Here is a 20,655-nt window from a genome sequence, read left to right as displayed (position 1 = left end):
CCGTCCCACCCGCCGCGCGAAGTGACAACTTTTCCTGATCATCATTCCGGAAGTCGGGTTCTCACCCCCGTCTTTCGTCAGGTGCACAGCCTGACGATCGCTGGGTGTGACGGAACAGGCCATTCACCTACCGTCCGTGACCATGACCTTCCAGGACACGACGCTCTACCGCGACATCACCGACTTCGCCCGGACCACCCCCTCGTGGCTGCAACACGGAGCCACGACATGGACGGAGGCAGGACTGCTCGTCTTCGTCGCACTGTTCGCCGCCGGCTGGTGGCGGGCCCGCCGCGACAGCCCCCACGCGTTCGCGACAGCGGTCCTTGCACCTCTGGCCGCTGCTGCGGCGTACCTGTGCAGCGAGGTCCTCAAATCCGTGGTCACGGAGGAACGTCCGTGCCGGGCGGTGGCCGGTGCGGCCATGTCGCTGGCCGAATGCCCACCGCACGGCGACTGGTCCTTCCCGTCGAACCACGCCACGATCGCGGGCGCGTCGGCGGCAGCCCTGGCCCTGGTCCGGCGTGCGCTGCTGTGGCTGACCGCGCCGCTCGCCCTTCTCATGGCCCTCTCCAGGGTCTTCGTCGGCGTGCACTACCCGCACGACGTCCTGGCGGGCCTCGGGCTCGGCACACTCGTCGCTCTCGTCGCCGTACCGCTGGGCGCCAAACCGATGGCACGGCTGACCGGGGCACTGCGCACCTCGTCGGCACCGGCGGTGCGGTGGGTGCTGGGGCCGGGCCCGGCGCTCACCCCGGCGTACGAGACGGCCGCGCACCGGTGAGCCGGGACGCACGGCGCACAGCCGGGCCGAGACGCCCGCGCGCTGCTCAGCCGCTCCGCACGCGCGGGGCTGTGCCGCGGAGTGGCGCGCGTGTCCTGGAGCGGTTCGCGCCCGCACCGCCGACCGGTCGTCCGTCCTTCGCCGAACCACCGTGAGCCCCGGAGTCGTTCACGGCTCCACCAGCCCCGCCTCGTACGCCACGATCGCCGCCTGCACCCGGTTGCGCACGTCCAGCCGGTCCAGGACCGCACTGACGTAGGCCTTGACCGTGCCCTCGACCAGGTGCAGCCGGGCGGCGATCTCCGGGTTGGACAGGCCTGCGCCGACCAGGCCGAGCACCTCGCGCTCGCGGGGGCTCAGGACCGCCACCCGCGCGCGTGCCCGGGCCTCGCGGGTGAGGCGCCCGCCGCTCATGCCCTCGTCGATGACGAACCGGGCCACCTTGGGCGAGAGGAACGCGGCGCCTGCGGCCACCGCCCGCACACCCGCCACGAGTTCGTACGGATCCCCGGACTTCAGCAGGAAGCCGGTGGCGCCACCACCCAGGGCGCGCGTCACGTAGGCGCCCTCGGAGAAGGTGGTGAGCATCGCTACGGCCGTGCGGGGAACGGACCGCACGATCTCCTCCGCCGCCCGGAGGCCGTCCAGACGGGGCATGCGGATGTCCAGCAGGGCAACGTCAGGGCGGTGCACGCGGGCCAGCTCGACCGCCTCGCGCCCGTCGCCCGCCTCGGCGACGACCTCCGTCCCTCCACCACTGCCCAGGATGGCGCGTACCCCGGCCCGTACCATCGCCTCGTCGTCGGCCAGCAGCACCCGGATCGGTGCCCTGCTCGGGTCTCCTGTGCTCACCGTGCGAACTCCTCGTACTCTTCCCGGCCTTCGCCGGACATCCCGACCCCGGGGACCACGTCCTTGGCGACCAGCCGCCCGGCCTCGAAGCACAGTCTGAAGTGGTCCACGGAGACGAACAGTTCGCCGCTCGCGCGGTAGTAGCGGCACTCCGCCCCCGCGGGCGGAGCGGGAGCCCGGTCGGCGGGCGGGTCGTTCACATCGCGCTCGGGCAGCACGCGTTCGACCTCGGCCTTCGGGGCACCCTGGCGCAGTTTCGCGTACACGGCCGGTTCGAGCACCGAGTGTGTCTCGGCGTACGCGTACCAGCCGAAGGCGGCGCCGAGGAGCACGATGCCCGCGCCGGACGCGGTGCCGAGGCCGATGGCGACCCGGCGGCGGACCTGGGTGAACGGCGACCGGGCGGGGCGCGGAGGGGTGACGGCGGTCCGCTGCCGGGGGACGTACGCCCGCACCCGGAAGCCCTCTGCGTGACGGCCGGCCTCGAACTCCCCGCCGACCGAGGTCACCGCGGCCCGCAGCCCGAGCAGGCCCGTACCGCCTCCGGAAGGCGGGGAACCGTCCTGTGTCGCCCGGCCGCTGGTGATCGTGACGGCGGTGCCCGCGGCGTGTCCGGTGACCGCCACGACCACGGGGGCGCCCGGCGCGTGCCGTGCCGCGTTGGTCAGTGCCTCCCGGGTCACGCGGTGCAACAGCCGCTCGGCGACGTCGCCGAGGTCCGCGGGCGGGTCGTGTCCGGCGGGCTCCCAGCGCACGGGAAGGCCCGACTCGGCGGCACGGGTCACGAGTTGCTCCAGCGTCTCGCCCGCCGGGGTCAGCGGCACCGGCTCGTCGTCGTCCTCGCGCAGGACGCCGATGATGCGGTGCAGCCGGTCGGTGGCGTCGGCGGCGGCCACGCGCAGGTCGGCCGCCGCGGCCCGGTGTTCGTCGCCCAGGCCATGGGTGACCTGGAGGGCACCCGCGCGCAGGGCGATGAGGCTCAGCTCGTGGCCGAGGGAATCGTGCATGTCCTGGGCGATCCGGGCCCGTTCACGCAGCCGGGCGCGCTCCTCGGCGAAGCGGGCCTCGTCCTCCAGCCGGGCGGCACGCAGCCATCCCGCCTCGGCCAGCTCACGGCTCTGCCGCCAGTAGCGCCCGCCGAGCCAGGGAAAGACACAGCCGAAGAGCAGCGTGGCGGCCATGACGAGGCACTCGGGAGCCGGGTCGGCCCCGACGAGCGCGCTTCGCGCGGCGCCCGCGAAGCCGACGGCCGCGAAGCACACCAGGGCCGGGCCCGCCCGGCCCGCCCGCAGCCCGAGCAGCAGTGCGCACACGGCGAGGGCGGGACCGTAGGAGACGGTGAAGAGGGCCGGGGCGGCGGCGAGACTCAGGGCCGCCACCAGCCCGTAGGCGACCAGAGGCAGCCGCCGGGACGTGGCGGCGGCCCCGGCCAGCACGACCACACCGAGCAACTGCTGCCAGCCCGGCCGCGGCTCGTTCAGCCCGACCCGGTCCGCCGTGAGCGCCGGGACGGCGAAGGCGGCCCAGAGGAGGGCGCCACGGGCGAGAGAGGCCACGCCAGGACGTTCCATGCGCCTGACGCTACAAGCGCCCGACCCGCCCGCACTGCTGTCGATCGTCAGGTAGCTGTCTCCTTCAGGGGTGGCGGTTCAACCGAACAGGGGCCTCTGCGTGGCACCATCGAGAGGCCATGACTGCTCCCACGAAACCCCCGTGCCCCACCACCGCCTCCCCCTCCGCCCCCTCAGGCACCTCCTCCGGCGACACCCCTCCGGGCCCGGCCCTCGGAGAGAACCTGCACTCCCCCGTCATCGACTGGTTCGGCGAGCACGCCCGTGACCTGCCGTGGCGGCGTCCCGAGGCCGGGGCGTGGGGGGTGATGGTCAGCGAGTTCATGCTGCAGCAGACGCCGGTGAGCCGTGTGCTGCCCGTCTACGAGCAGTGGCTGGAGCGCTGGCCGCGGCCGGCCGATCTGGCCAAGGAGGCGCCCGGTGAGGCCGTTCGCGCCTGGGGGCGGCTCGGCTACCCCCGCCGCGCGCTGCGGCTGCACGGCGCCGCCGTCGCCATAACCGAACGGCACGGCGGTGACGTACCGGCCGACCACGCCCAGCTGCTGGCGCTGCCCGGCATCGGCGAGTACACGGCCGCCGCCGTCGCCTCCTTCGCCTACGGGCAGCGGCACCCGGTGCTGGACACCAACGTGCGCCGGGTCTTCGCCCGCGCGGTCACCGGTGTGCAGTACCCGCCGAACGCCACCACCGCCGCCGAGCGCCGGCTGGCCCGCGCGCTGCTGCCCGAGGACGAGCCGACCGCCGCCCGCTGGGCCGCCGCCTCCATGGAGCTGGGCGCGCTGGTGTGCACGGCGAAGAGCGAGTCGTGTCACCGCTGCCCGATCGCCGCGCAGTGCGCGTGGCGGCTGGCGGGCAAGCCGGAGCACGAGGGGCCGCCGCGCCGGGGCCAGACGTACGCGGGCACCGACCGTCAGGTGCGCGGACGGTTGCTCGCCGTGCTGCGGGAGGCCCCCGGGCCCGTTCCGCAGGCGGCTCTGGACCGGGTGTGGCACGAGCCGGTGCAGCGGGCCCGCGCCCTCGACGGTCTCGTCGCCGACGGCCTGGTGGAGCCGCTGGCGGGCGGTTCGTACCGGCTGCCGCTGACCTGATGTACAGACGGGTCACAGCCGCGGACCGGCGCCCGTAACAGAGAACGGGTGGACAAATCACCCCCAATCCGCCTCAACGCCCCCACCGCCCTACCCCGTTCGGATTTCCGTTACACAACCGACGGACAGCCGAGCGCTGGCCGCAGGCTGCTTCGGACAGTGCCGTGACAACGCCTCCGTACCTTCAGATGCGTTCCCGCAGGACAGGGGACGACTGAAGACCACAGCAGTGCACGGGCGGCGGGGAGCCGGCCCGAAACGGGGAAACGGGAGGCGGTTCACCATGGCGCAGGGCGAGGTGCTCGAGTTCGAGGAGTACGTCCGCACCCGGCAGGACGCGCTGCTGCGCAGTGCCCGCCGCCTGGTCCCGGACCCGACCGACGCGCAGGACCTGCTGCAGACGGCGCTGGTCCGGACGTACGGCCGGTGGGAGACCATCGAGGACAAGCGGCTGGCCGACGCCTACCTGCGCCGGGTGATGATCAACACGCGCACCGAGTGGTGGCGGGCGCGGAAGCTGGAGGAGGTCCCGACCGAGCAGCTCCCGGACGCCTCGGTCGACGACGCCACCGAGCAGCACGCGGACCGCGCCCTGCTCATGGACGTCCTGAAGGTCCTCGCCCCGAAGCAGCGCAGTGTCGTCGTGCTGCGACACTGGGAGCAGATGTCCACGGAGGAGACGGCCGCCGCCCTCGGCATGTCGGCCGGAACGGTCAAGAGCACGCTGCACCGGGCGCTCGCCCGGCTCCGCGAGGAGCTGGAGTCCCGCGATCTGGACGCACGCGCGCTGGAGCGTGAGGAGCGGGAGCGGTGCGCGGCCTGACCGGCGAGGGTTCTGCACGGACCCGGGGCAGTATCCAGGCGGTGAGCGCGGCCCTGGCCGTGCCCACCGCCCTCGCCCTTTTGGTGTCCGGCTGCGGTGCGGGCGGCACCGGCGCCCGTGACGAGGGCCCGGCGCACGCCGACGCGGTGGCCGGCGCCGCCGCCACCCCGTCCGCCGCGCCGTCGAAGTCGAAGTCCCCCGACAACGTGAACCCGGTCGCGCTCATCAAGGACGACCCGAAGGTCGCACCCGAGGTGAAGCGCGAGCTGAAGCCGTGCGTGGCGAACGAGTACCCGGTGGACGTCTCCTACGGCAATTTGACCTCAGGATCCGCCGACGACGTCGTCGTCAACGTGCTGACCTGCGGTGACGCGGTGGGCGTCGGCAGTTACGTGTACCGCGAGCAGGGCGGCTCGTACAAGAACGTGTTCACGTCCGAGGAGCCGCCGGTCTACGCGGAGATCGACCGCGGCGACCTGGTGGTGACCAAGCAGGTGTACGACAAGGGTGACCCGGTGTCGAGTCCGTCCGGGGAGAACGTGATCACGTACAGATGGACCTCCGGCCATTTCGCCGAGAAGTACCGCACGCACAATGACTACGGGAAGGTCGCCGTCGACAGCCCGACGCCGGCGCCCGCGAGCTGACGCGGGCGGAAGGTCGCGTGAACCGATCGGGACACTCGGACCGATCCCTCCGTGAACGCGTCGGGCGGACCGTGCGTCCCAGCAGGAGAACGCATCTCCATCAACCGCACATGCGTCCACAGCCGTAGAACGCACCCCCCATGGACCACAGAGGACAGAGAGCACCGGGATGGCAGACCAGACCCACGTCCTGTTCGTCGAGGACGACGACGTCATCCGCGAGGCCACGCAGCTCGCCCTGGAACGCGACGGCTTCGTGGTCACCGCCATGCCCGACGGGCTGTCGGGTCTGGAGGCCTTCCGGGCGGACCGCCCCGACATCGCACTGCTGGACGTCATGGTGCCCGGCCTCGACGGGGTCAGCCTGTGCCGCCGGATCCGGGACGAGTCGACCGTGCCGGTGATCATGCTGTCGGCGCGGGCCGACTCCATCGACGTGGTGCTGGGCCTGGAGGCGGGCGCCGACGACTACGTGACCAAGCCGTTCGACGGTGCCGTCCTGGTCGCCCGGATCCGCGCGGTGCTGCGTCGCTTCGGGCACGCGGGCGGCGGCCGGGGCGAGGAGCCGGCGGCCCCGGCGAGCGGCGGTGTCCTGGCCTTCGGGGACCTGCAGGTCGACACCGAGGGCATGGAGGTCCGCCGCGCGGGGCAGCCGGTGGCGCTGACGCCGACCGAGATGCGGCTGCTGCTGGAGTTCTCCTCCGCGCCCGGCACGGTGCTCTCCCGCGACAAGCTGCTGGAGCGGGTGTGGGACTACGGCTGGGGCGGGGACACCCGCGTCGTCGACGTGCATGTGCAGCGGCTGCGGCAGAAGATCGGCCAGGACCGGATCGAGACGGTCCGCGGCTTCGGCTACAAGTTGAAGGCCTGAGCAGGGGCAGGGGTATGAGGGGGCACTTCCGGCGCCTGGTCGCCGCGGGCTTGGAGCGTGCGGGCATCCGTACGGGCCTCAGATGGAAGCTGAGCGCTGCCATCGCCCTGGTGGGCGCACTGGTGGCGATCGCGCTGAGCCTCGTGGTGCACAACGCCGCACGAGTCTCGATGCTGGACAACGCGCGCGATCTCGCCGACGAGCGGATCATGATCGCCCAGCGCAACTTCGAGCTGTCCGGGCGGATGAACTTCCCCAACACCAAGATCAACGACCCGGATCTGCCGCAGGCGCTGCGGGAGCGGGTCGAGGCGGGCCGGCGGGCGACGTACGTGGCGGACCGGCCGGGCGACGTGCCCGACATATGGGCCGCCGTGCCGCTGAAGAACGGGCAGGTGATGTCGCTGCACTCGGGCTTCACCGACCGCAGCTCGGACATCCTCCAGGATCTCGACCAGGCCCTGCTCATCGGGTCCATCGCGGTCGTGCTCGGCGGCAGCGCGCTCGGGGTGCTCATCGGCGGGCACCTCTCGCGGCGGCTGCGCAAGGCGGCCGTCGCGGCGGGCCAGCTCGCCGGCGGCGAGACCGACGTGCGCGTGCGGGACGCCATGGGCGGGGTCGTACGGGACGAGACGGACGACCTGGCGAGCGCGGTGGACGCCATGGCGGACGCGCTGCGCCAGCGCATCGAGGCCGAGCGGCGGGTCACCGCCGACATCGCGCACGAGCTGCGCACCCCGGTGACCGGGCTGCTGACCGCCGCGGAACTGCTGCCGCCCGGGCGCCCCACCGAGCTGGTGCTGGACCGGGCGAAGGCCATGCGCACGCTGGTCGAGGACGTGCTGGAGGTGGCCCGGCTCGACGGGGCCTCCGAGCGGGCGGAGCTGCAGGACCTCATGCTGGGGGAGTTCGTCGCCCGGCGGGTGGCGGCCAAGGACCCCGCCATCGAGGTGCGCGTCGTGCACGAGTCGGAGGTGACCACCGACCCGCGCCGTCTGGAGCGCGTCCTGTTCAACCTGCTGGCCAACGCGGCCCGGCACGGCAAGCCGCCCATCGAGGTCAGCGTGGAGGGCCGGGTCATCCGGGTGCGCGACCACGGCCCGGGCTTTCCGGAAGAACTGCTCGCCGAGGGGCCGAGCCGCTTCCGCACGGGCAGCAAGGACCGGGCCGGGCAGGGTCACGGGCTCGGTCTGACCATCGCGGCCGGGCAGGCCCGGGTGATGGGCGCCCGGCTGACCTTCCGCAACGTCCGCACCCCCGGGACACCGGAGCATCTGCCGGCCGAGGGCGCGGTCGCCGTGCTGTGGCTGCCGGAGCACGCGCCGACGAACACCGGCAGCTATCCGGTGCTGCCGGGCTCGTGAGCCTCCCGGGCCTTCGGGACCGGCCGTGTCGACGTGGTCAGCAGGACCAGTCCTGGTCCATGTCGAGGCCGCCCTCGCGGGGCTGGGTGAACGAGAACCAGTTGCCGGAGTCGTCGCGGAAGAGCGCCTCCGTGCCGTACGGGCGCTCCTGCGGCTCCTGGAGGAACTCCACGCCCTTGTCCTTGAGCTTCTTGTAGTCGCCGTGGATGTCGTCGGTGGTCAGCACGCCCGCGCCGAGCGCGCCCTTCGTCACCAGCTTGCGGAGCATCTCGGCGGACTCGGGGTCCATCGCGGGCCCGCCGGGCACCATGAGCGTCAGCTCGACGTCGGGCTGGTTCGGCGAGCCGACCGTGAGCCAGCGCATCCCGCCCTCGCCCATGGTCATGTCCGTACGGACCTCCAGGCCCAGTTTCTCGGTGTAGAACTCCTTGGCCCGGTCCTGGTCGAGGACCCAGACGGTCGAGATGGCGAGACCCTTGATCATGGCGAACTCCTGCTCTGACGCTGCGGCCGGTGGTGCCTGCCCTGCCACGGTAGGCAGCGGGGGTGTCAGCGCGCTTCTCCGGAATTGCGCTTCTCGCCGGCGCCGGGCGCCGGACGGAAACCGCCCGCCCAGAGCATGGCGTAGCAGCCGGGTATGAGGGCGGCTCCCCGGCCCACGTGCTTGGTCCGGTACTCGCTCGGGGTGAGACCCGTCCAGGTCTTGAAGCGCGCCGAGAACGTGCCCACGCTGCTGAAGCCGACCAGGTGGCAGATCTCCGTCACCGACAGGTTCGCCGTGCGCAGCAGGTCCTCGGCGCGTTCTATCCGGCGGTGCGTGAGGTACTGGCCGGGGGTCTCGCCGTAGGCCTCCTTGAAGGCGCGGATGAAGTGGTAGCGCGAGTACCCGGCGTGGGCGGCGACGGTGTCCAGGTCGAGTCCGGGATCGGCCCAGTCCCGGTCCATCGCGTCCTTGGCCAGCCGGATCTGGCGCGTCTTGTCCATGCGACCGATGGTGGCACGGGGGTCCGACAACGGCCCCCGGCTCGCGGCCGGGCATGACGACAGGCCCCCGGGCGGACACTCCCGGGGGCCTCGTGCGGCGTGGTCAGACGGCCTCGACCATGGGCGGCTGCGCCGCCGGCGTGTCGGGCTTGCCGTCCTCCTTCGGTCCCGCCCCCTTCAGCGGCACCTCCTTGACGAACACGGCCGCCACGAGGGCGACCACCGCCACCACGGCCCCGAGCAGGAACGCCGCGTGCGTGCCGGCGGACACCGCGTGCTGGTACGCCTCCCGGACCAGCACCGGCAGCTTCTCCAGGCTCTTCGCGTCGAGCTGCGCCGACTGCTCGGTCACCTTGGAGCCCAGCGCACCGGCCCGCTCGCTCATGACGTCCTGGACGCGGTTGTTGAACAGCGCACCCATGATCGCGACGCCGAAGGAGGAGCCGAGGGTGCGGAAGAGCGTGGTGGAGGAGGACGCGACGCCCATGTCCTTCATCTCCACGCTGTTCTGCGCGACCAGCATGGTGATCTGCATCAGGCAGCCCATGCCGAGGCCGACCACGGCCATGAAGACGCCGGACGTCAGACGGGAGGTGCCGGTGTCCATCGTGGACAGCAGGTACAGCCCGACGATCATCAGCGCGCTGCCGAGGACCGGGAAGACCTTGTACTTGCCGGTGTTCGTGGTCACCCGCCCGGCGACCATCGAGGTCACCAGCATCGCGCCGAGCATCGGCAGGAGCAGCAGCCCGGAGTTGGTCGCGGAAGCGCCCTGCACGGACTGCTGGTACAGCGGCAGGAACAGCGTGGCACCGAACATCACGAAGCCGGTGATGAAACCGATGACCGACATCAGCGTGAAGTTCAGGCTGCGGAAGATGTGCAGCGGAACCACGGGCTCCGCGGCCCGGGTCTGCCAGAACACGAACCCGACCAGCGCGGCGACGCCGATGCCGATCAGCTCCATGATCCGCGCGGAGCTCCACGCGTACTCCGTGCCGCCCCACGTCGTCACCAGCACGATCGCGGTGATGCCGACGGTCAGCAACGCGGCGCCCAGGTAGTCGATCCGCGCCTTGGAACGCTTCCTCGGCAGGTGCAGCACGGCACTGACGGCGACCAGCGCGACCACGCCGAGCGGCAGGTTGATGTAGAACGCCCAGCGCCAGCCCCAGTTGTCGGTGATCGTGCCGCCGACCAGCGGGCCGCCGATCATGGCCAGCGCCATGACGCCGGCCATCATGCCCTGGTACTTGCCGCGCTCCCGGGGCGGGATCAGGTCGCCGATGATCGCCATGACGCCGACCATCAGACCGCCGGCGCCGAGGCCCTGCACCGCGCGGAAGCCGATCAGCTCGCCCATGTTCTGCGCCATGCCGCTCAGCGCGGAGCCGATCAGGAAGATCACGATGGACGACAGGAACGTGCCCTTGCGGCCGTACATGTCGCCGAGCTTGCCCCACAGCGGGGTGGAGGCCGCGGTCGCGAGGGTGTAGGCGGTGACGACCCAGGAGAGGTGTTCGAGCCCGCCCAGCTCACCGACGATCGTCGGCATCGCGGTGCCGATGATCATGTTGTCGAGCATCGCGAGCATCATCGCGATCATCAGCGCGAGCAGCACGACCCGTACGCTCTTGGGCTGTTTCTCCTCCGCGGCGCCTGCCGCCGGTGTGTCCGTCTTGTCCGCCATCGCTTCCCACTCCCCCAGCTACCGCTACTTACTTGCCGACCGGCTAGTGACTACACTCGGAAGCTAGCCGCGTAACTAGCCGGGCGTCAAGTAAGTTTTATGGAAAGCGGGGGGCGTAGGAGGATGGGCGGCACCATGGACGGCACCAAGCAGCGGCGCCGCGGGGACACCCGCCGGCGCATCCAGGACGTGGCCCTCGAACTCTTCGCCGAGCACGGCTACGAGAAGACCTCCCTGCGCGAGATCGCGGAGCGCCTGGAGGTCACCAAGGCGGCGCTCTACTACCACTTCAAGACGAAGGAAGAGATCCTCGTCAGCATCTTCGAGGACCTCACCCAGCCGATCGAGGACCTGATCGAGTGGGGCCGGCGGCAGCCGCACACCCTCGCGACCAAGCAGGAGATCATCCGCCGCTACGCCGACACGCTCGCCGAGGCCGCGCCGCTGTTCCGCTTTATGCACGAGAACCAGGCGACGGTACGGGACCTGCGGATCGGCGAGTCCTTCAAGGCGCGCATCCAGCGTCTGCGCGACATCATCGTCGACCCGGACGCGGACCTCGTCGACCAGGTCCGCTGCGCCAGCGCGATCTTCACGCTGCACGCCGGCATGTTCCTGCTCCAGGACATGGGAGACGACCCCGAGGAGAAGAACAAGGCAGTCCTCGAGGTCGCCACCGACCTGGTGACCCAGGCCCACCGGGGAGCCGGGGGCTCCTAGGCCTGCGCGGTCAGGCCGGTCAGACCGTCACGCCCTTGGCGCGCAGGAACTTCACCGGGTCGACCGCCGAGCCGTAGTTCGGGGTCGTACGGATCTCGAAGTGCAGGTGCGGGCCGCTGGAGTTGCCGGTGTTGCCGGACTTGGCTATCTCCTGGCCGGTCTTCACGATCTGGCCGACGCGCACCTCGACCTTCGACAGGTGGGCGTACTGGGAGTACGTGCCGTTGCCGTGCTTGATGACGACGGCGTTGCCGTACGCCGGACCGTCACCGGCGCCGTTGCCGCCGGCCTTGACCACGGTGCCGCCGTGGGTGGCGACGACCTGGGTGCCGCTCGGCACGGCGAAGTCCTGGCCGCTGTGCTTGTGCGCCCACATGCCGCCGTTCTGGGCGAAGCTCGCGGAGAGCGTGTACTTCTTCACCGGGTCGACCCAGGACGGCTTGGCCTTCTTGGCAGCCGCCTTCTTGGCGGCGGCCTTCTTCTCGGCCGTCTTCTTGGCGGCGGCGGCCTTGGCGGCCTTCTCGGCCTTCACGGCCTCGGCCTTGGCGACCTTGGCCTGGGCGGCGGCCTGCGCCTGGACGGCACTGGCGGCCCCGGACGCGGCCGTGGTGTCGGCGGCGGACGCGACCCCGGCTCCCAGTGCGACCGAGACACCAAGGCCGGCGGCCAGCACGGTCGCACGGGTGCGGAGCTGGGACGTACGGGAAGAACGGGACGTGACGCGCTGGGACATCGAAACCTCGTGGGGAAGGGGACGGAGAAAACCACCCGGCGCACAACCGCTCGCCGTGTGGCCATCCCTTGGTAACCCGAAGCCCGACAAAGCCCCAAAAGCGTGATCTACGGCTTTCTTTAGTAATTTGGTTCAGTGTTCTACGTCTCTTGACACAGCAGCCATTCGGGACAAATCAGGGCACTAGCCCCTACTTCCGCCCGTATCGCGGGCGGAGAATCCCTTTTCTTCCGGCCGTTCATCCACTATTCCGGCTAGTAACGGACATATCGCCTGTGCGCCATGTCACCGGGGGCCCTCTTCGGCCATTCAGAAAATGTGGCGCAGGCCTCTAGGCGCCTACCGTCCGGTAACCCTACGGTTCCCCTCACGCCACCCTCGAGCACAAGCATGCACACGACATGTTGGCAGCGTCACGGACGTGAGAGGACCCCCACGACATGCAGATCCGACGCCCCTGGTTGCGCCGCGCCTCAGTCACCGCCGTCTCGGCGGCAGCCCTCGTGACGATGGCCGCACCGGCCGACGCCGCGACCGCCGCACCGGCCTCCGCGACCACCACCGCCGCGGCCACGTCCGCGGCCGCAGACGTCGACTACGGCACCTGGCAGAAGGACTGCCAGGCCGTGATGGACCAGGCGCTGCCCTATCTGAAGCAGCGGATCGCGGCCACGAAGCCGGGCGAGAAGCAGGCGATCGTCTTCGACATCGACAACACGGCGCTGGAGACGGACTTCGGTTTCGCCTACCCGCAACCGGCCAACAAGCCGGTTCTGGAGGCCGCCAGATACGCACAGGAGCGCGGCGTCGCCCTGTTCTTCGTGACCGCCCGGCCGGACATCATCGCCTCGTTCACCCAGTACAACCTGAAGCAGACCGGCTACCAGGTCTCCGGACTCTACGTCCGCAACTTCATCGACCTCTTCAAGAACGTCGCCGACTACAAGACGGCCCAGCGCATCGACGTCGAGAAGAAGGGCTACACGATCATCGCGAACATCGGCAACAGCGCCACCGACCTGTCGGGCGGCCACGCCGAGAGGACGTTCAAGCTGCCGGACTACGACGGGCAGCTGTCCTGACCGCGACGGCTCAACTCCGGGTACGCTCGGCCCCGTTCACGCGATCACGGGGGTGCGGCGGTTGGATCCGACGGTACTCGGCGGCAAGCTGGCGTCCGGACTGGTCGCCCCGCTGCTGAAGAAGCTCGTGCGCCCGGACGGACCGGGAGCGGGCCTGGTCGACAAGCCCGTACGCCTGTCCGCTCTCGTGTCCTTCCGGGGTGAGAAGCGCACCCTCGACGAGCGGGACGTCCGGAAACTCGCCGCGCAGCTCGTGGCGCAGGCGGTGGACTCCCCCGGCGAGCCGCCCTTCCCGCCCGACGAACGGATCGCGGTCACCGACACGCTCGCCCGCAGACTGCTCGCCCTCGGCGACCTCGACATGGACGACGTACAGGCCGTCCGCCTGGGACACCGCGCACTGGCCGGGAAGCTGCACCGCGCGGCCCCGGCGCCCGACGGGTTGACCGCGGACTCCTGCCACTTCCTGGATCAGGCGACCGAGTGGGCGTGCCTGAACATCCTGGAGTTCTTCACCCGCCGCTCCACCTTTGTCGCCCGCACCCTCGTCGAGCAGACCCGCGGTCAGGCGGAACTGATCGCCAAGGTCGACGACCTGCTCACCCGCGCACCCCGTCCGTCCGCACAGGACGCCGCCTTCGAACGCCGTTACCGGTCGTACGTCACCGAGCGCCACAACCACCTCACGATCTACGGCATCGACCTGCGCGACTCCCCCGACAGCTGGCCGCTGGAGGTGGCGTACCTGACGCTGGAGGCGACCGCCGACCGGGAGGACGACCGGGCGGTCCCGCCCGGCGGGGAACAGCCGGCCCGCACCGGACGGATGCCCGCCGACGAGACGCTGAACCGGGACTCCAGGGTGCTGCTGCGGGGCGACGCGGGCTCCGGGAAGACGACACTGGTGCAGTGGCTGGCGGTGACCGCGGCCCGCGCCGGAACGCACATCCCGTACGTCCTCCCGCTGCGCACCCTGATCCGCACCGGCCCGCTGCCCGCACCGGCCGCCTTCCTGAGCGCCGTCGGCTGCCCGTTGTCGCCGCCCGGCGGCTGGGCGGAACGCGTGCTGGCCGCGGGCCGCGCGCTGGTCCTGGTCGACGGTCTGGACGAGGTCCCGGCAGCCGACCGCCACGGCACCCGGGACTGGCTGCGCGCCCTCATCCACGCCTACCCCGGCAACCGCTGGCTGGTCACCACCCGGCCCACCGCCGTACGCGCCGAGTGGCTGTCGCGGGAAGGCTTCCGGGAACTGTCCCTGGCGCCGATGGGCCGAGCCGAGGTGGCCACCTTCGTCCACCGCTGGCACCGGGCGGCACGCGCCCCGGAGTACGAGCAGCGGCTGCTGGACTCCCTGCGCACCAAGCGCGACCTGGCCCGCCTCACCTCCAACCCGCTGATGTGCGGGCTGATCTGCGCTCTGCACCGCGAGCGCCGCGGCTACCTGCCCACCGGCCGCAAGGAGCTCTACGACGCCGCCCTCGCCATGCTGCTCTCGCGCCGCGACCGGGAGCGGGGCATGGGCCCGGTCCACGGGGTCGAGCTGGGCGAGGAGGTTCAGCTGGAGTTGCTCCAGCGCCTCGCCTACGCCCTCGTGCTGAGCGGACGGACCGAGATGGACCTCGAGACGGCCGAGGGCATCGTGGGGCGCTGCCTGCCGACGATCGCACGGGTTCCGGATCAGCGGGACGCGGCCGAGGTGCTGCATGCCCTCATGCTCCGCAGCGGCCTGCTCCGCCAGCCGACCGAGGGCGTCGTCCACTTCGTCCACCGCACCTTCCAGGACTACCTGGGCGCCCGGTACGCCGTCGAGGAGGGCCACCTGGACGTCCTGGCCGGCCACGCGGGCGACAGCCTGTGGGAGGACGTGATCCGCATGGCGGTCGCGCACGCCCGGCCCCGGGAGCGGGCGATGCTGCTGCGCCGCCTGCTGGCCGAGGACACCCCACGGCTGACCCTCCTCGCCCTGGCCTGCCTGGAGCACGCCGCGGCCCTGGACCCCGGGGTACGGACCGAGGTGGAGGAACGGGCCGGAGCGCTCATCCCGCCACGCACGACGGAGGAGGCGAAGGCCCTGGCGGAAGCGGGTCCACTGGTGCTGGAGCTGCTGCCGGGCCCGGAGGGACTGACCGACGAGGAGGCCCACGGAGTCACCGTCACCGCGTCACTCCTCGGTGCCGAGGAGGACGAGGGCGCGCTGGCGGTGCTGCGCCGCTTCCGCGAGCACCCGGACCTCGACGTACGGCGCCAGCTGGCGGGCACGTGGAGCCGGTTCGACGCGCGGGAGTACGCGGTGGAGGTGCTCGACCATCTGAAGCGGGACGGACTCTCCGTGGTCTGCGAATCCGCCGAGCAGAGGGCGACGCTCCGGCTGATGCGCCCCTGGGGGAGGCTGCGGTTCGACGGCCCGCTGACCGCGGCGGAACTCCTCGCGTGCGTCTCGGAGCCCGCCGAGGTCCACCTGCTGCACCTGTGGAACAACCCGGTCCTCGGGCATCTGCGGGACCTGCGGGCGTTCCGCTCGCTGACCGGTCTGTGGCTCAGCCGCTGCACCGGCACGGAAGGCCTGTCGAGCCTGGCGGAACTGCCGCTGACGGACCTCGTGCTCTTCGACCGCGGAGCGGACCTCACCGGGCTGGGGACGCTGCGCCGGCTCACCCAGCTCTCGCTCGACCAGAACCTCCCGGGAGAATTCCTCACCGAGAGCCTGCCCACCGACGCGCCCCTGCGGCATCTCTTCCTGGGGATGGAGTCCATCCACTCGACCGGGCTGCGTGGTCTGAGCGGGTGGCCCACGCTCAGGTCGCTCGCCGTGGGTGTGTCGAGCCGGAGGCACCTGAGCGCCGAGGACTGGCACGAGGTGGCCGCCCTCCCGGCGCTCACCAACCTCCGTCTCTACGGGCGCTCGGAACACTACGGTTTCGACGCCATGCCGGAGCTGCCGGGCATCGAGGACTTCGAGTTTCCCGGGGACGGCGACCTGGGAGTTCTCCACGTCATCGCATCCCGGCTGCCCCGCCTGCGCAGGCTGACCGTCTCCGAGGCGCTCACCGGTACGCACTCCCCCGACGCGTGGGCCGGCATCTTCCCCACCGTCGAGATCGTCCGCGTCTGACCCCGGACACGGCGAAGGGGCCGGCGCCCCGGAAGGCGCCGGCCCCTCTCACTCTGCTGTGACGCTTACGCGTCCTTGCTCAGGTTCGGACCCGAGCCGCCGGCCGCCTGCTCGATCGGCGGGACGTCCGGCAGGGCCGCCTTCTCCTCGCCGCGGAAGGTGAAGGTCTTGGTCTCGCCCTCGCCCTCCGTGTCGACGACCACGATGTGACCGGGGCGCAGCTCGCCGAAGAGGATCTTCTCCGACAGCGAGTCCTCGATCTCGCGCTGGATGGTGCGACGCAGCGGACGCGCACCCAGCACCGGGTCGTAGCCCTTCTTGGACAGCAGCTCCTTGGCGGACTGGGAGAGCTCGATGCCCATGTCCCGGTCCTTCAGGCGCTCGTCCACCTTGCCGATCATCAGGTCGACGATCTTGAGGATGTCGTCCTGGCTGAGCTGCGGGAAGACGACCACGTCGTCGACACGGTTGAGGAACTCGGGCCGGAAGTGCTGCTTGAGCTCGTCCTGGACCTTGTTCTTCATGCGCTCGTAGTTGGTCTTCGTGTCACCCGAGGCCGCGAAGCCCAGGTTGAAGCCCTTGGAGATGTCCCGCGTGCCGAGGTTGGTCGTCATGATGATGACCGTGTTCTTGAAGTCCACGACCCGGCCCTGGGAGTCGGTCAGGCGACCGTCCTCCAGGATCTGCAGCAGCGAGTTGAAGATGTCCGGGTGCGCCTTCTCGACCTCGTCGAAGAGGACGACCGAGAACGGCTTGCGGCGGACCTTCTCCGTCAGCTGGCCGCCCTCCTCGTAGCCCACGTAGCCGGGGGGCGAACCGAAGAGACGCGAGACCGTGTGCTTCTCGCTGAACTCCGACATGTCGAGGGAGATCAGCGCGTCCTCGTCACCGAAGAGGAACTCGGCGAGCGCCTTGGACAGCTCGGTCTTACCGACACCGGACGGGCCGGCGAAGATGAACGAGCCACCGGGGCGCTTGGGGTCCTTCAGACCGGCACGCGTACGGCGGATCGCCTTCGACAGCGCCTTGACGGCGTCGTTCTGGCCGATGACCCGCTTGTGGAGCTCCTCCTCCATGCGCAGCAGGCGGGAGGACTCCTCCTCGGTGAGCTTGAAGACCGGGATGCCGGTGGCGGTCGCGAGGACCTCGGCGATCAGCTCGCCGTCGACCTCGGCGACGACGTCCATGTCGCCGGCCTTCCACTCCTTCTCGCGCTTGGCCTTGGCGGCGAGGAGCTGCTTCTCCTTGTCGCGCAGGGACGCGGCCTTCTCGAAGTCCTGCGAGTCGATCGCGGACTCCTTGTCGCGGCGGACGCCGGCGATCTTCTCGTCGAACTCGCGCAGGTCCGGCGGCGCGGTCATCCGCCGGATGCGCATCCGGGAACCGGCCTCGTCGATCAGGTCGATCGCCTTGTCCGGCAGGAAGCGGTCCGAGATGTACCGGTCGGCCAGGGTGGCGGCCTGGACCAGCGCCTCGTCGGTGATGGAGACGCGGTGGTGGGCCTCGTACCGGTCGCGCAGTCCCTTGAGGATCTCGATCGTGTGCGGCAGGGACGGCTCCGCGACCTGGATGGGCTGGAAGCGGCGCTCCAGGGCCGCGTCCTTCTCCAGGTGCTTGCGGTACTCGTCCAGCGTGGTCGCACCGATGGTCTGCAGCTCACCGCGGGCCAGCATCGGCTTCAGGATGGAAGCGGCGTCGATGGCGCCCTCGGCGGCACCCGCACCGACCAGCGTGTGCAGCTCGTCGATGAACAGGATGATGTCGCCGCGGGTGCGGATCTCCTTGAGCACCTTCTTCAGGCGCTCCTCGAAGTCACCGCGGTAGCGGGAGCCGGCGACCAGGGCACCGAGGTCCAGGGTGTAGAGGTGCTTGTCCTTGAGGGTCTCGGGCACCTCGCCCTTGACGATGGCCTGGGCGAGGCCCTCGACGACGGCGGTCTTGCCGACGCCGGGCTCACCGATCAGCACCGGGTTGTTCTTCGTACGGCGGGACAGCACCTGCATGACCCGCTCGATCTCCTTCTCGCGCCCGATGACCGGGTCGAGCTTGGACTCACGAGCGGCCTGGGTGAGGTTCCGGCCGAACTGGTCGAGGACCAGGGACGTGGAGGGGGTGCCCTCGGCAGGACCGCCGGCGGTGGCGGTCTCCTTGCCCTGGTAACCGGAGAGCAGCTGGATCACCTGCTGCCGCACGCGGTTCAGATCTGCGCCCAGCTTCACGAGGACCTGGGCGGCGACGCCCTCGCCCTCGCGGATCAGGCCGAGCAGGATGTGCTCCGTGCCGATGTAGTTGTGGCCCAGCTGAAGGGCCTCGCGGAGCGACAGCTCCAGGACCTTCTTGGCACGGGGGGTGAAGGGGATGTGGCCGGACGGGGCCTGCTGGCCCTGGCCGATGATCTCCTCCACCTGCTGGCGGACCGCCTCGAGCGAAATCCCGAGGCTCTCAAGGGCCTTGGCGGCGACACCTTCACCCTCGTGGATCAGGCCCAGGAGGATGTGCTCAGTGCCGATGTAGTTGTGGTTGAGCATCCGGGCTTCTTCCTGAGCCAGGACGACAACCCGCCGCGCGCGGTCGGTGAACCTCTCGAACATCGTTAATCGCTCCTCAGAGCGGTCAGGCAGTGGGGGGAACTTCCCCTCCCTGTCCTTCCGCAGCTTAGTCCCGCAAGCGGGGACCGCTCATTCCAACTGCCGACACCGTCGATGGCCTCCTGACCCGTGACGCCGACATCTGCTCCAACCCGATGGTGCGAGACGATGTTCCCGCAGGCCAGGCAGATACCCCACTCGCCAGTACGCCGATGGCGAACGCGAGACGCCCTTTCCTGCGTGTCGCCCCCTCCCACTAGGGATGTCTTACCCGCGGGGACCGGAAGTCCATGCCGAGCGGCCCCGTTCCCTCCGCTACGGGCGAACAACCTTGCGCCTCCCCGCACCCCCTTCACGCCCCCGATTCGCCACCCTGTGCGTCCGTGGAGCCACCCAGCGTAACCCGCACGGTCTTCCGGCTGTTGCACTTGGCATGTTCGGTGCCCCTCGTCCGGTGACCGCTTCCGCCTCCCCGGTCCTCCCGCTCCCCCGCCGGCCGCCCGAGTCGGCCGTCCACGCCGCGAGCGGCCCGGGCACGAGCCGTTCCACGAGCGGTCAGGTCCGGCGGTGGTACGAGGACGGGCTGGGCTGGCCCACGGCGCCCGGCGATCCCCTGCGGCTGGTGGTGGGGGTGCGCTACGACGTCCTGGACGTGCCGGGCGAGGTGGGGCACGCCGCTCTGCGGCACTCGGCGCCGGGCTCTCCCGTCGCCCTGCGCGGCGACCGGATGCTGCTCTGGGTGGCCGCGGGCAGCGCGGAGGAGCTTCCGGGGCTGCTGGAGTGGCTGGACTGGGGGGACCTGCCGCTGGATCTGGTGGCGATCGGTGCGGGTGGCCTCATGGAGGCGCCGTCACCCCCGGGGCCTCACGGGGAGAGGGCGGTGCCGTCGTCGTGCGCGTCGCACGCAGCGGCGCCCTGCGGGGCGGGTGTTCCGCCTGCTCCGCCGGGCCGGGTCGGTTCCCAGGGGGCCGCCGTGTGGCTGCGGCCCCCCGAGCCGGGATGCGAGGTCGAGGCCTCGCTGCCGACGCTGTCGGCGCCGGGGGGCGCTGGGGACGCCCCCGATCTCGCGCGGCTGGTGAACGCGGTGGCGACACAGTGCCACCGGGTCCGGCTGCGGCGCGCGTGCGCCCAGCCGCCGGCCATGCCCGCGCAGGGTCGGTAGTGCCGCTGTTCAGCCGTTGGCCTTCTCGTACGCCTCGCGGATGGTCGCGGGAACACGGCCGCGGTCGTTGACCTCGTAACCGTTCTCCTTCGCCCAGGCGCGGATCGCCGCGGTGTCCTGGCTGCCGCTCGAAGCCGCGCGCGCCTTTCCGCGACCGCCCGAAGCACGGCCTCCGGTACGACGACCGCCCTTCACGTAAGGCTCGAGAAGGCCACGGAGCTTGTCCGCATTGGACGTGGTGAGATCGATCTCGTACGTCTTGCCGTCCAGCGCGAACGTCACGGTCTCGTCCGCCTCGCCACCGTCGAGGTCGTCGACAAGAAGGACCTGAACCTTCTGTGCCACCGGATTTCCTTTCATCGATATCTTCAGGGCCGGGGGTGTGCCGGCGTCCGCCGTATCGCCGTCCCCTGTTATATGCAGTACTGCAGTACCTCGGAAAGCAAACCGCTTTTCCCGGGAAAACACAAACCCCCGGGAGAGACCGGCAGCCCGGGCTCGGCCCGGAAACGTGCGCGTTTCGGACATAGGGCACCGGGGCAGGGCGGGCCCGCGGAATATGCCTTGACGAACCCGACCGGCCC

The 20,655-nt window shown here is 71.0% G+C and carries 18 protein-coding genes; 10 read left to right on the top strand and 8 right to left on the bottom strand.

The genetic code is table 11. From position 1 onward, the window contains the following. Window positions 1–142: 142 nt before the first annotated feature. Complete coding sequence (locus AB0F04_RS23740) at window positions 143–784, top strand: phosphatase PAP2 family protein (RefSeq protein ID WP_362044220.1); 642 nt, start codon at window positions 143–145, stop codon at window positions 782–784. A gap of 168 nt (window positions 785–952) precedes the next feature. On the opposite strand, the gene AB0F04_RS23735 is transcribed toward AB0F04_RS23740, so the two are convergent. Together AB0F04_RS23735 and AB0F04_RS23730 are read right to left on the bottom strand one after the other, a co-directional pair. Further along, entirely contained in the window at window positions 953–1,636 is a 684-nt protein-coding gene (locus tag AB0F04_RS23735; RefSeq protein WP_362044218.1) for a response regulator transcription factor, read from the bottom strand. Next, a complete protein-coding gene (locus tag AB0F04_RS23730) occupies window positions 1,633–3,207 on the bottom strand; it encodes a histidine kinase (protein ID WP_362044217.1) in 1,575 nt (524 codons plus the stop codon). The genes AB0F04_RS23735 and AB0F04_RS23730 overlap by 4 nt, the downstream gene beginning before the upstream one ends. A gap of 119 nt (window positions 3,208–3,326) precedes the next feature. On the opposite strand from AB0F04_RS23730, the gene AB0F04_RS23725 reads away from it, so the two are divergent. From AB0F04_RS23725 to cseC, 5 genes are all read left to right on the top strand, one after another. Beyond that, on the top strand, window positions 3,327–4,295 hold the full coding sequence (locus AB0F04_RS23725; RefSeq protein ID WP_362044215.1) for an A/G-specific adenine glycosylase: 969 nt from the start codon (window positions 3,327–3,329) through the stop codon (window positions 4,293–4,295). Between the two features lie 283 nt (window positions 4,296–4,578). Beyond that, window positions 4,579–5,118 (top strand): SigE family RNA polymerase sigma factor, encoded by a 540-nt coding sequence (locus AB0F04_RS23720; RefSeq protein WP_053673910.1) that lies wholly within the window; start codon window positions 4,579–4,581, stop codon window positions 5,116–5,118. After that, complete coding sequence (locus AB0F04_RS23715) at window positions 5,106–5,765, top strand: hypothetical protein (RefSeq protein WP_362044213.1); 660 nt, start codon at window positions 5,106–5,108, stop codon at window positions 5,763–5,765. The genes AB0F04_RS23720 and AB0F04_RS23715 overlap by 13 nt, the downstream gene beginning before the upstream one ends. A 169-nt stretch (window positions 5,766–5,934) precedes the next feature. Next, the gene (gene cseB / locus AB0F04_RS23710) at window positions 5,935–6,636 is read left to right on the top strand and encodes a two-component system response regulator CseB (RefSeq protein WP_362044211.1); all 702 of its coding nucleotides are present in this window, start codon (window positions 5,935–5,937) and stop codon (window positions 6,634–6,636) included. 14 nt (window positions 6,637–6,650) lie between these two features. Continuing rightward, window positions 6,651–8,000 carry a two-component system sensor histidine kinase CseC gene (gene cseC, locus AB0F04_RS23705; protein WP_362044209.1) on the top strand — a complete coding sequence of 450 codons (1,350 nt, stop codon included), beginning with the start codon at window positions 6,651–6,653 and terminating at the stop codon, window positions 7,998–8,000. Window positions 8,001–8,037: 37 nt separating this feature from the next. On the opposite strand, the gene AB0F04_RS23700 is transcribed toward cseC, so the two are convergent. The 3 genes from AB0F04_RS23700 to AB0F04_RS23690 all read right to left on the bottom strand — a co-directional run bounded on the left by AB0F04_RS23700 (window position 8,038) and on the right by AB0F04_RS23690 (window position 10,674). Next, window positions 8,038–8,484, bottom strand: a complete 447-nt coding sequence (locus AB0F04_RS23700; RefSeq protein WP_053673914.1) for a VOC family protein — start codon at window positions 8,482–8,484, stop codon at window positions 8,038–8,040. Window positions 8,485–8,549: 65 nt separating this feature from the next. Next, window positions 8,550–8,984, bottom strand: coding sequence for a helix-turn-helix transcriptional regulator (locus tag AB0F04_RS23695; RefSeq protein ID WP_362044207.1), 435 nt, complete (start codon window positions 8,982–8,984; stop codon window positions 8,550–8,552). A gap of 103 nt (window positions 8,985–9,087) precedes the next feature. Next, the gene (locus tag AB0F04_RS23690; protein WP_362044205.1) at window positions 9,088–10,674 is read right to left on the bottom strand and encodes an MDR family MFS transporter; all 1,587 of its coding nucleotides are present in this window, start codon (window positions 10,672–10,674) and stop codon (window positions 9,088–9,090) included. Window positions 10,675–10,797: 123 nt separating this feature from the next. Here AB0F04_RS23690 and AB0F04_RS23685 point away from each other — a divergent pair, with 123 nt between their 5' ends. Next, on the top strand, window positions 10,798–11,394 hold the full coding sequence (locus AB0F04_RS23685; protein WP_362044203.1) for a helix-turn-helix domain-containing protein: 597 nt from the start codon (window positions 10,798–10,800) through the stop codon (window positions 11,392–11,394). A 19-nt stretch (window positions 11,395–11,413) separates the two neighbouring features. Here AB0F04_RS23685 and AB0F04_RS23680 read toward each other — a convergent pair whose 3' ends face one another. After that, window positions 11,414–12,127: a M23 family metallopeptidase gene (locus AB0F04_RS23680; protein WP_362044201.1), complete on the bottom strand. Its 714-nt coding sequence runs from the start codon at window positions 12,125–12,127 to the stop codon at window positions 11,414–11,416. Window positions 12,128–12,567: 440 nt separating this feature from the next. Here AB0F04_RS23680 and AB0F04_RS23675 point away from each other — a divergent pair, with 440 nt between their 5' ends. Then, window positions 12,568–13,209 (top strand): HAD family acid phosphatase, encoded by a 642-nt coding sequence (locus AB0F04_RS23675; protein ID WP_362044199.1) that lies wholly within the window; start codon window positions 12,568–12,570, stop codon window positions 13,207–13,209. Window positions 13,210–13,270: 61 nt separating this feature from the next. Continuing rightward, complete coding sequence (locus AB0F04_RS23670) at window positions 13,271–16,321, top strand: NACHT domain-containing protein (protein WP_362044198.1); 3,051 nt, start codon at window positions 13,271–13,273, stop codon at window positions 16,319–16,321. Between the two features lie 65 nt (window positions 16,322–16,386). On the opposite strand, the gene AB0F04_RS23665 is transcribed toward AB0F04_RS23670, so the two are convergent. After that, window positions 16,387–18,912 (bottom strand): ATP-dependent Clp protease ATP-binding subunit, encoded by a 2,526-nt coding sequence (locus AB0F04_RS23665; protein WP_362044196.1) that lies wholly within the window; start codon window positions 18,910–18,912, stop codon window positions 16,387–16,389. A 430-nt stretch (window positions 18,913–19,342) separates the two neighbouring features. On the opposite strand from AB0F04_RS23665, the gene AB0F04_RS23660 reads away from it, so the two are divergent. Further along, window positions 19,343–20,071: an SCO3374 family protein gene (locus AB0F04_RS23660; RefSeq protein WP_362044194.1), complete on the top strand. Its 729-nt coding sequence runs from the start codon at window positions 19,343–19,345 to the stop codon at window positions 20,069–20,071. Between the two features lie 9 nt (window positions 20,072–20,080). Here AB0F04_RS23660 and AB0F04_RS23655 read toward each other — a convergent pair whose 3' ends face one another. Further along, window positions 20,081–20,416 (bottom strand): Lsr2 family protein, encoded by a 336-nt coding sequence (locus tag AB0F04_RS23655; protein ID WP_053673923.1) that lies wholly within the window; start codon window positions 20,414–20,416, stop codon window positions 20,081–20,083. Window positions 20,417–20,655 lie beyond the last annotated feature (239 nt).

Source organism: Streptomyces sp. NPDC029041 (assembly GCF_040637515.1).
Taxonomy (GTDB): domain Bacteria; phylum Actinomycetota; class Actinomycetes; order Streptomycetales; family Streptomycetaceae; genus Streptomyces.
This window is presented reverse-complemented; position numbering and strand designations above follow the sequence as displayed.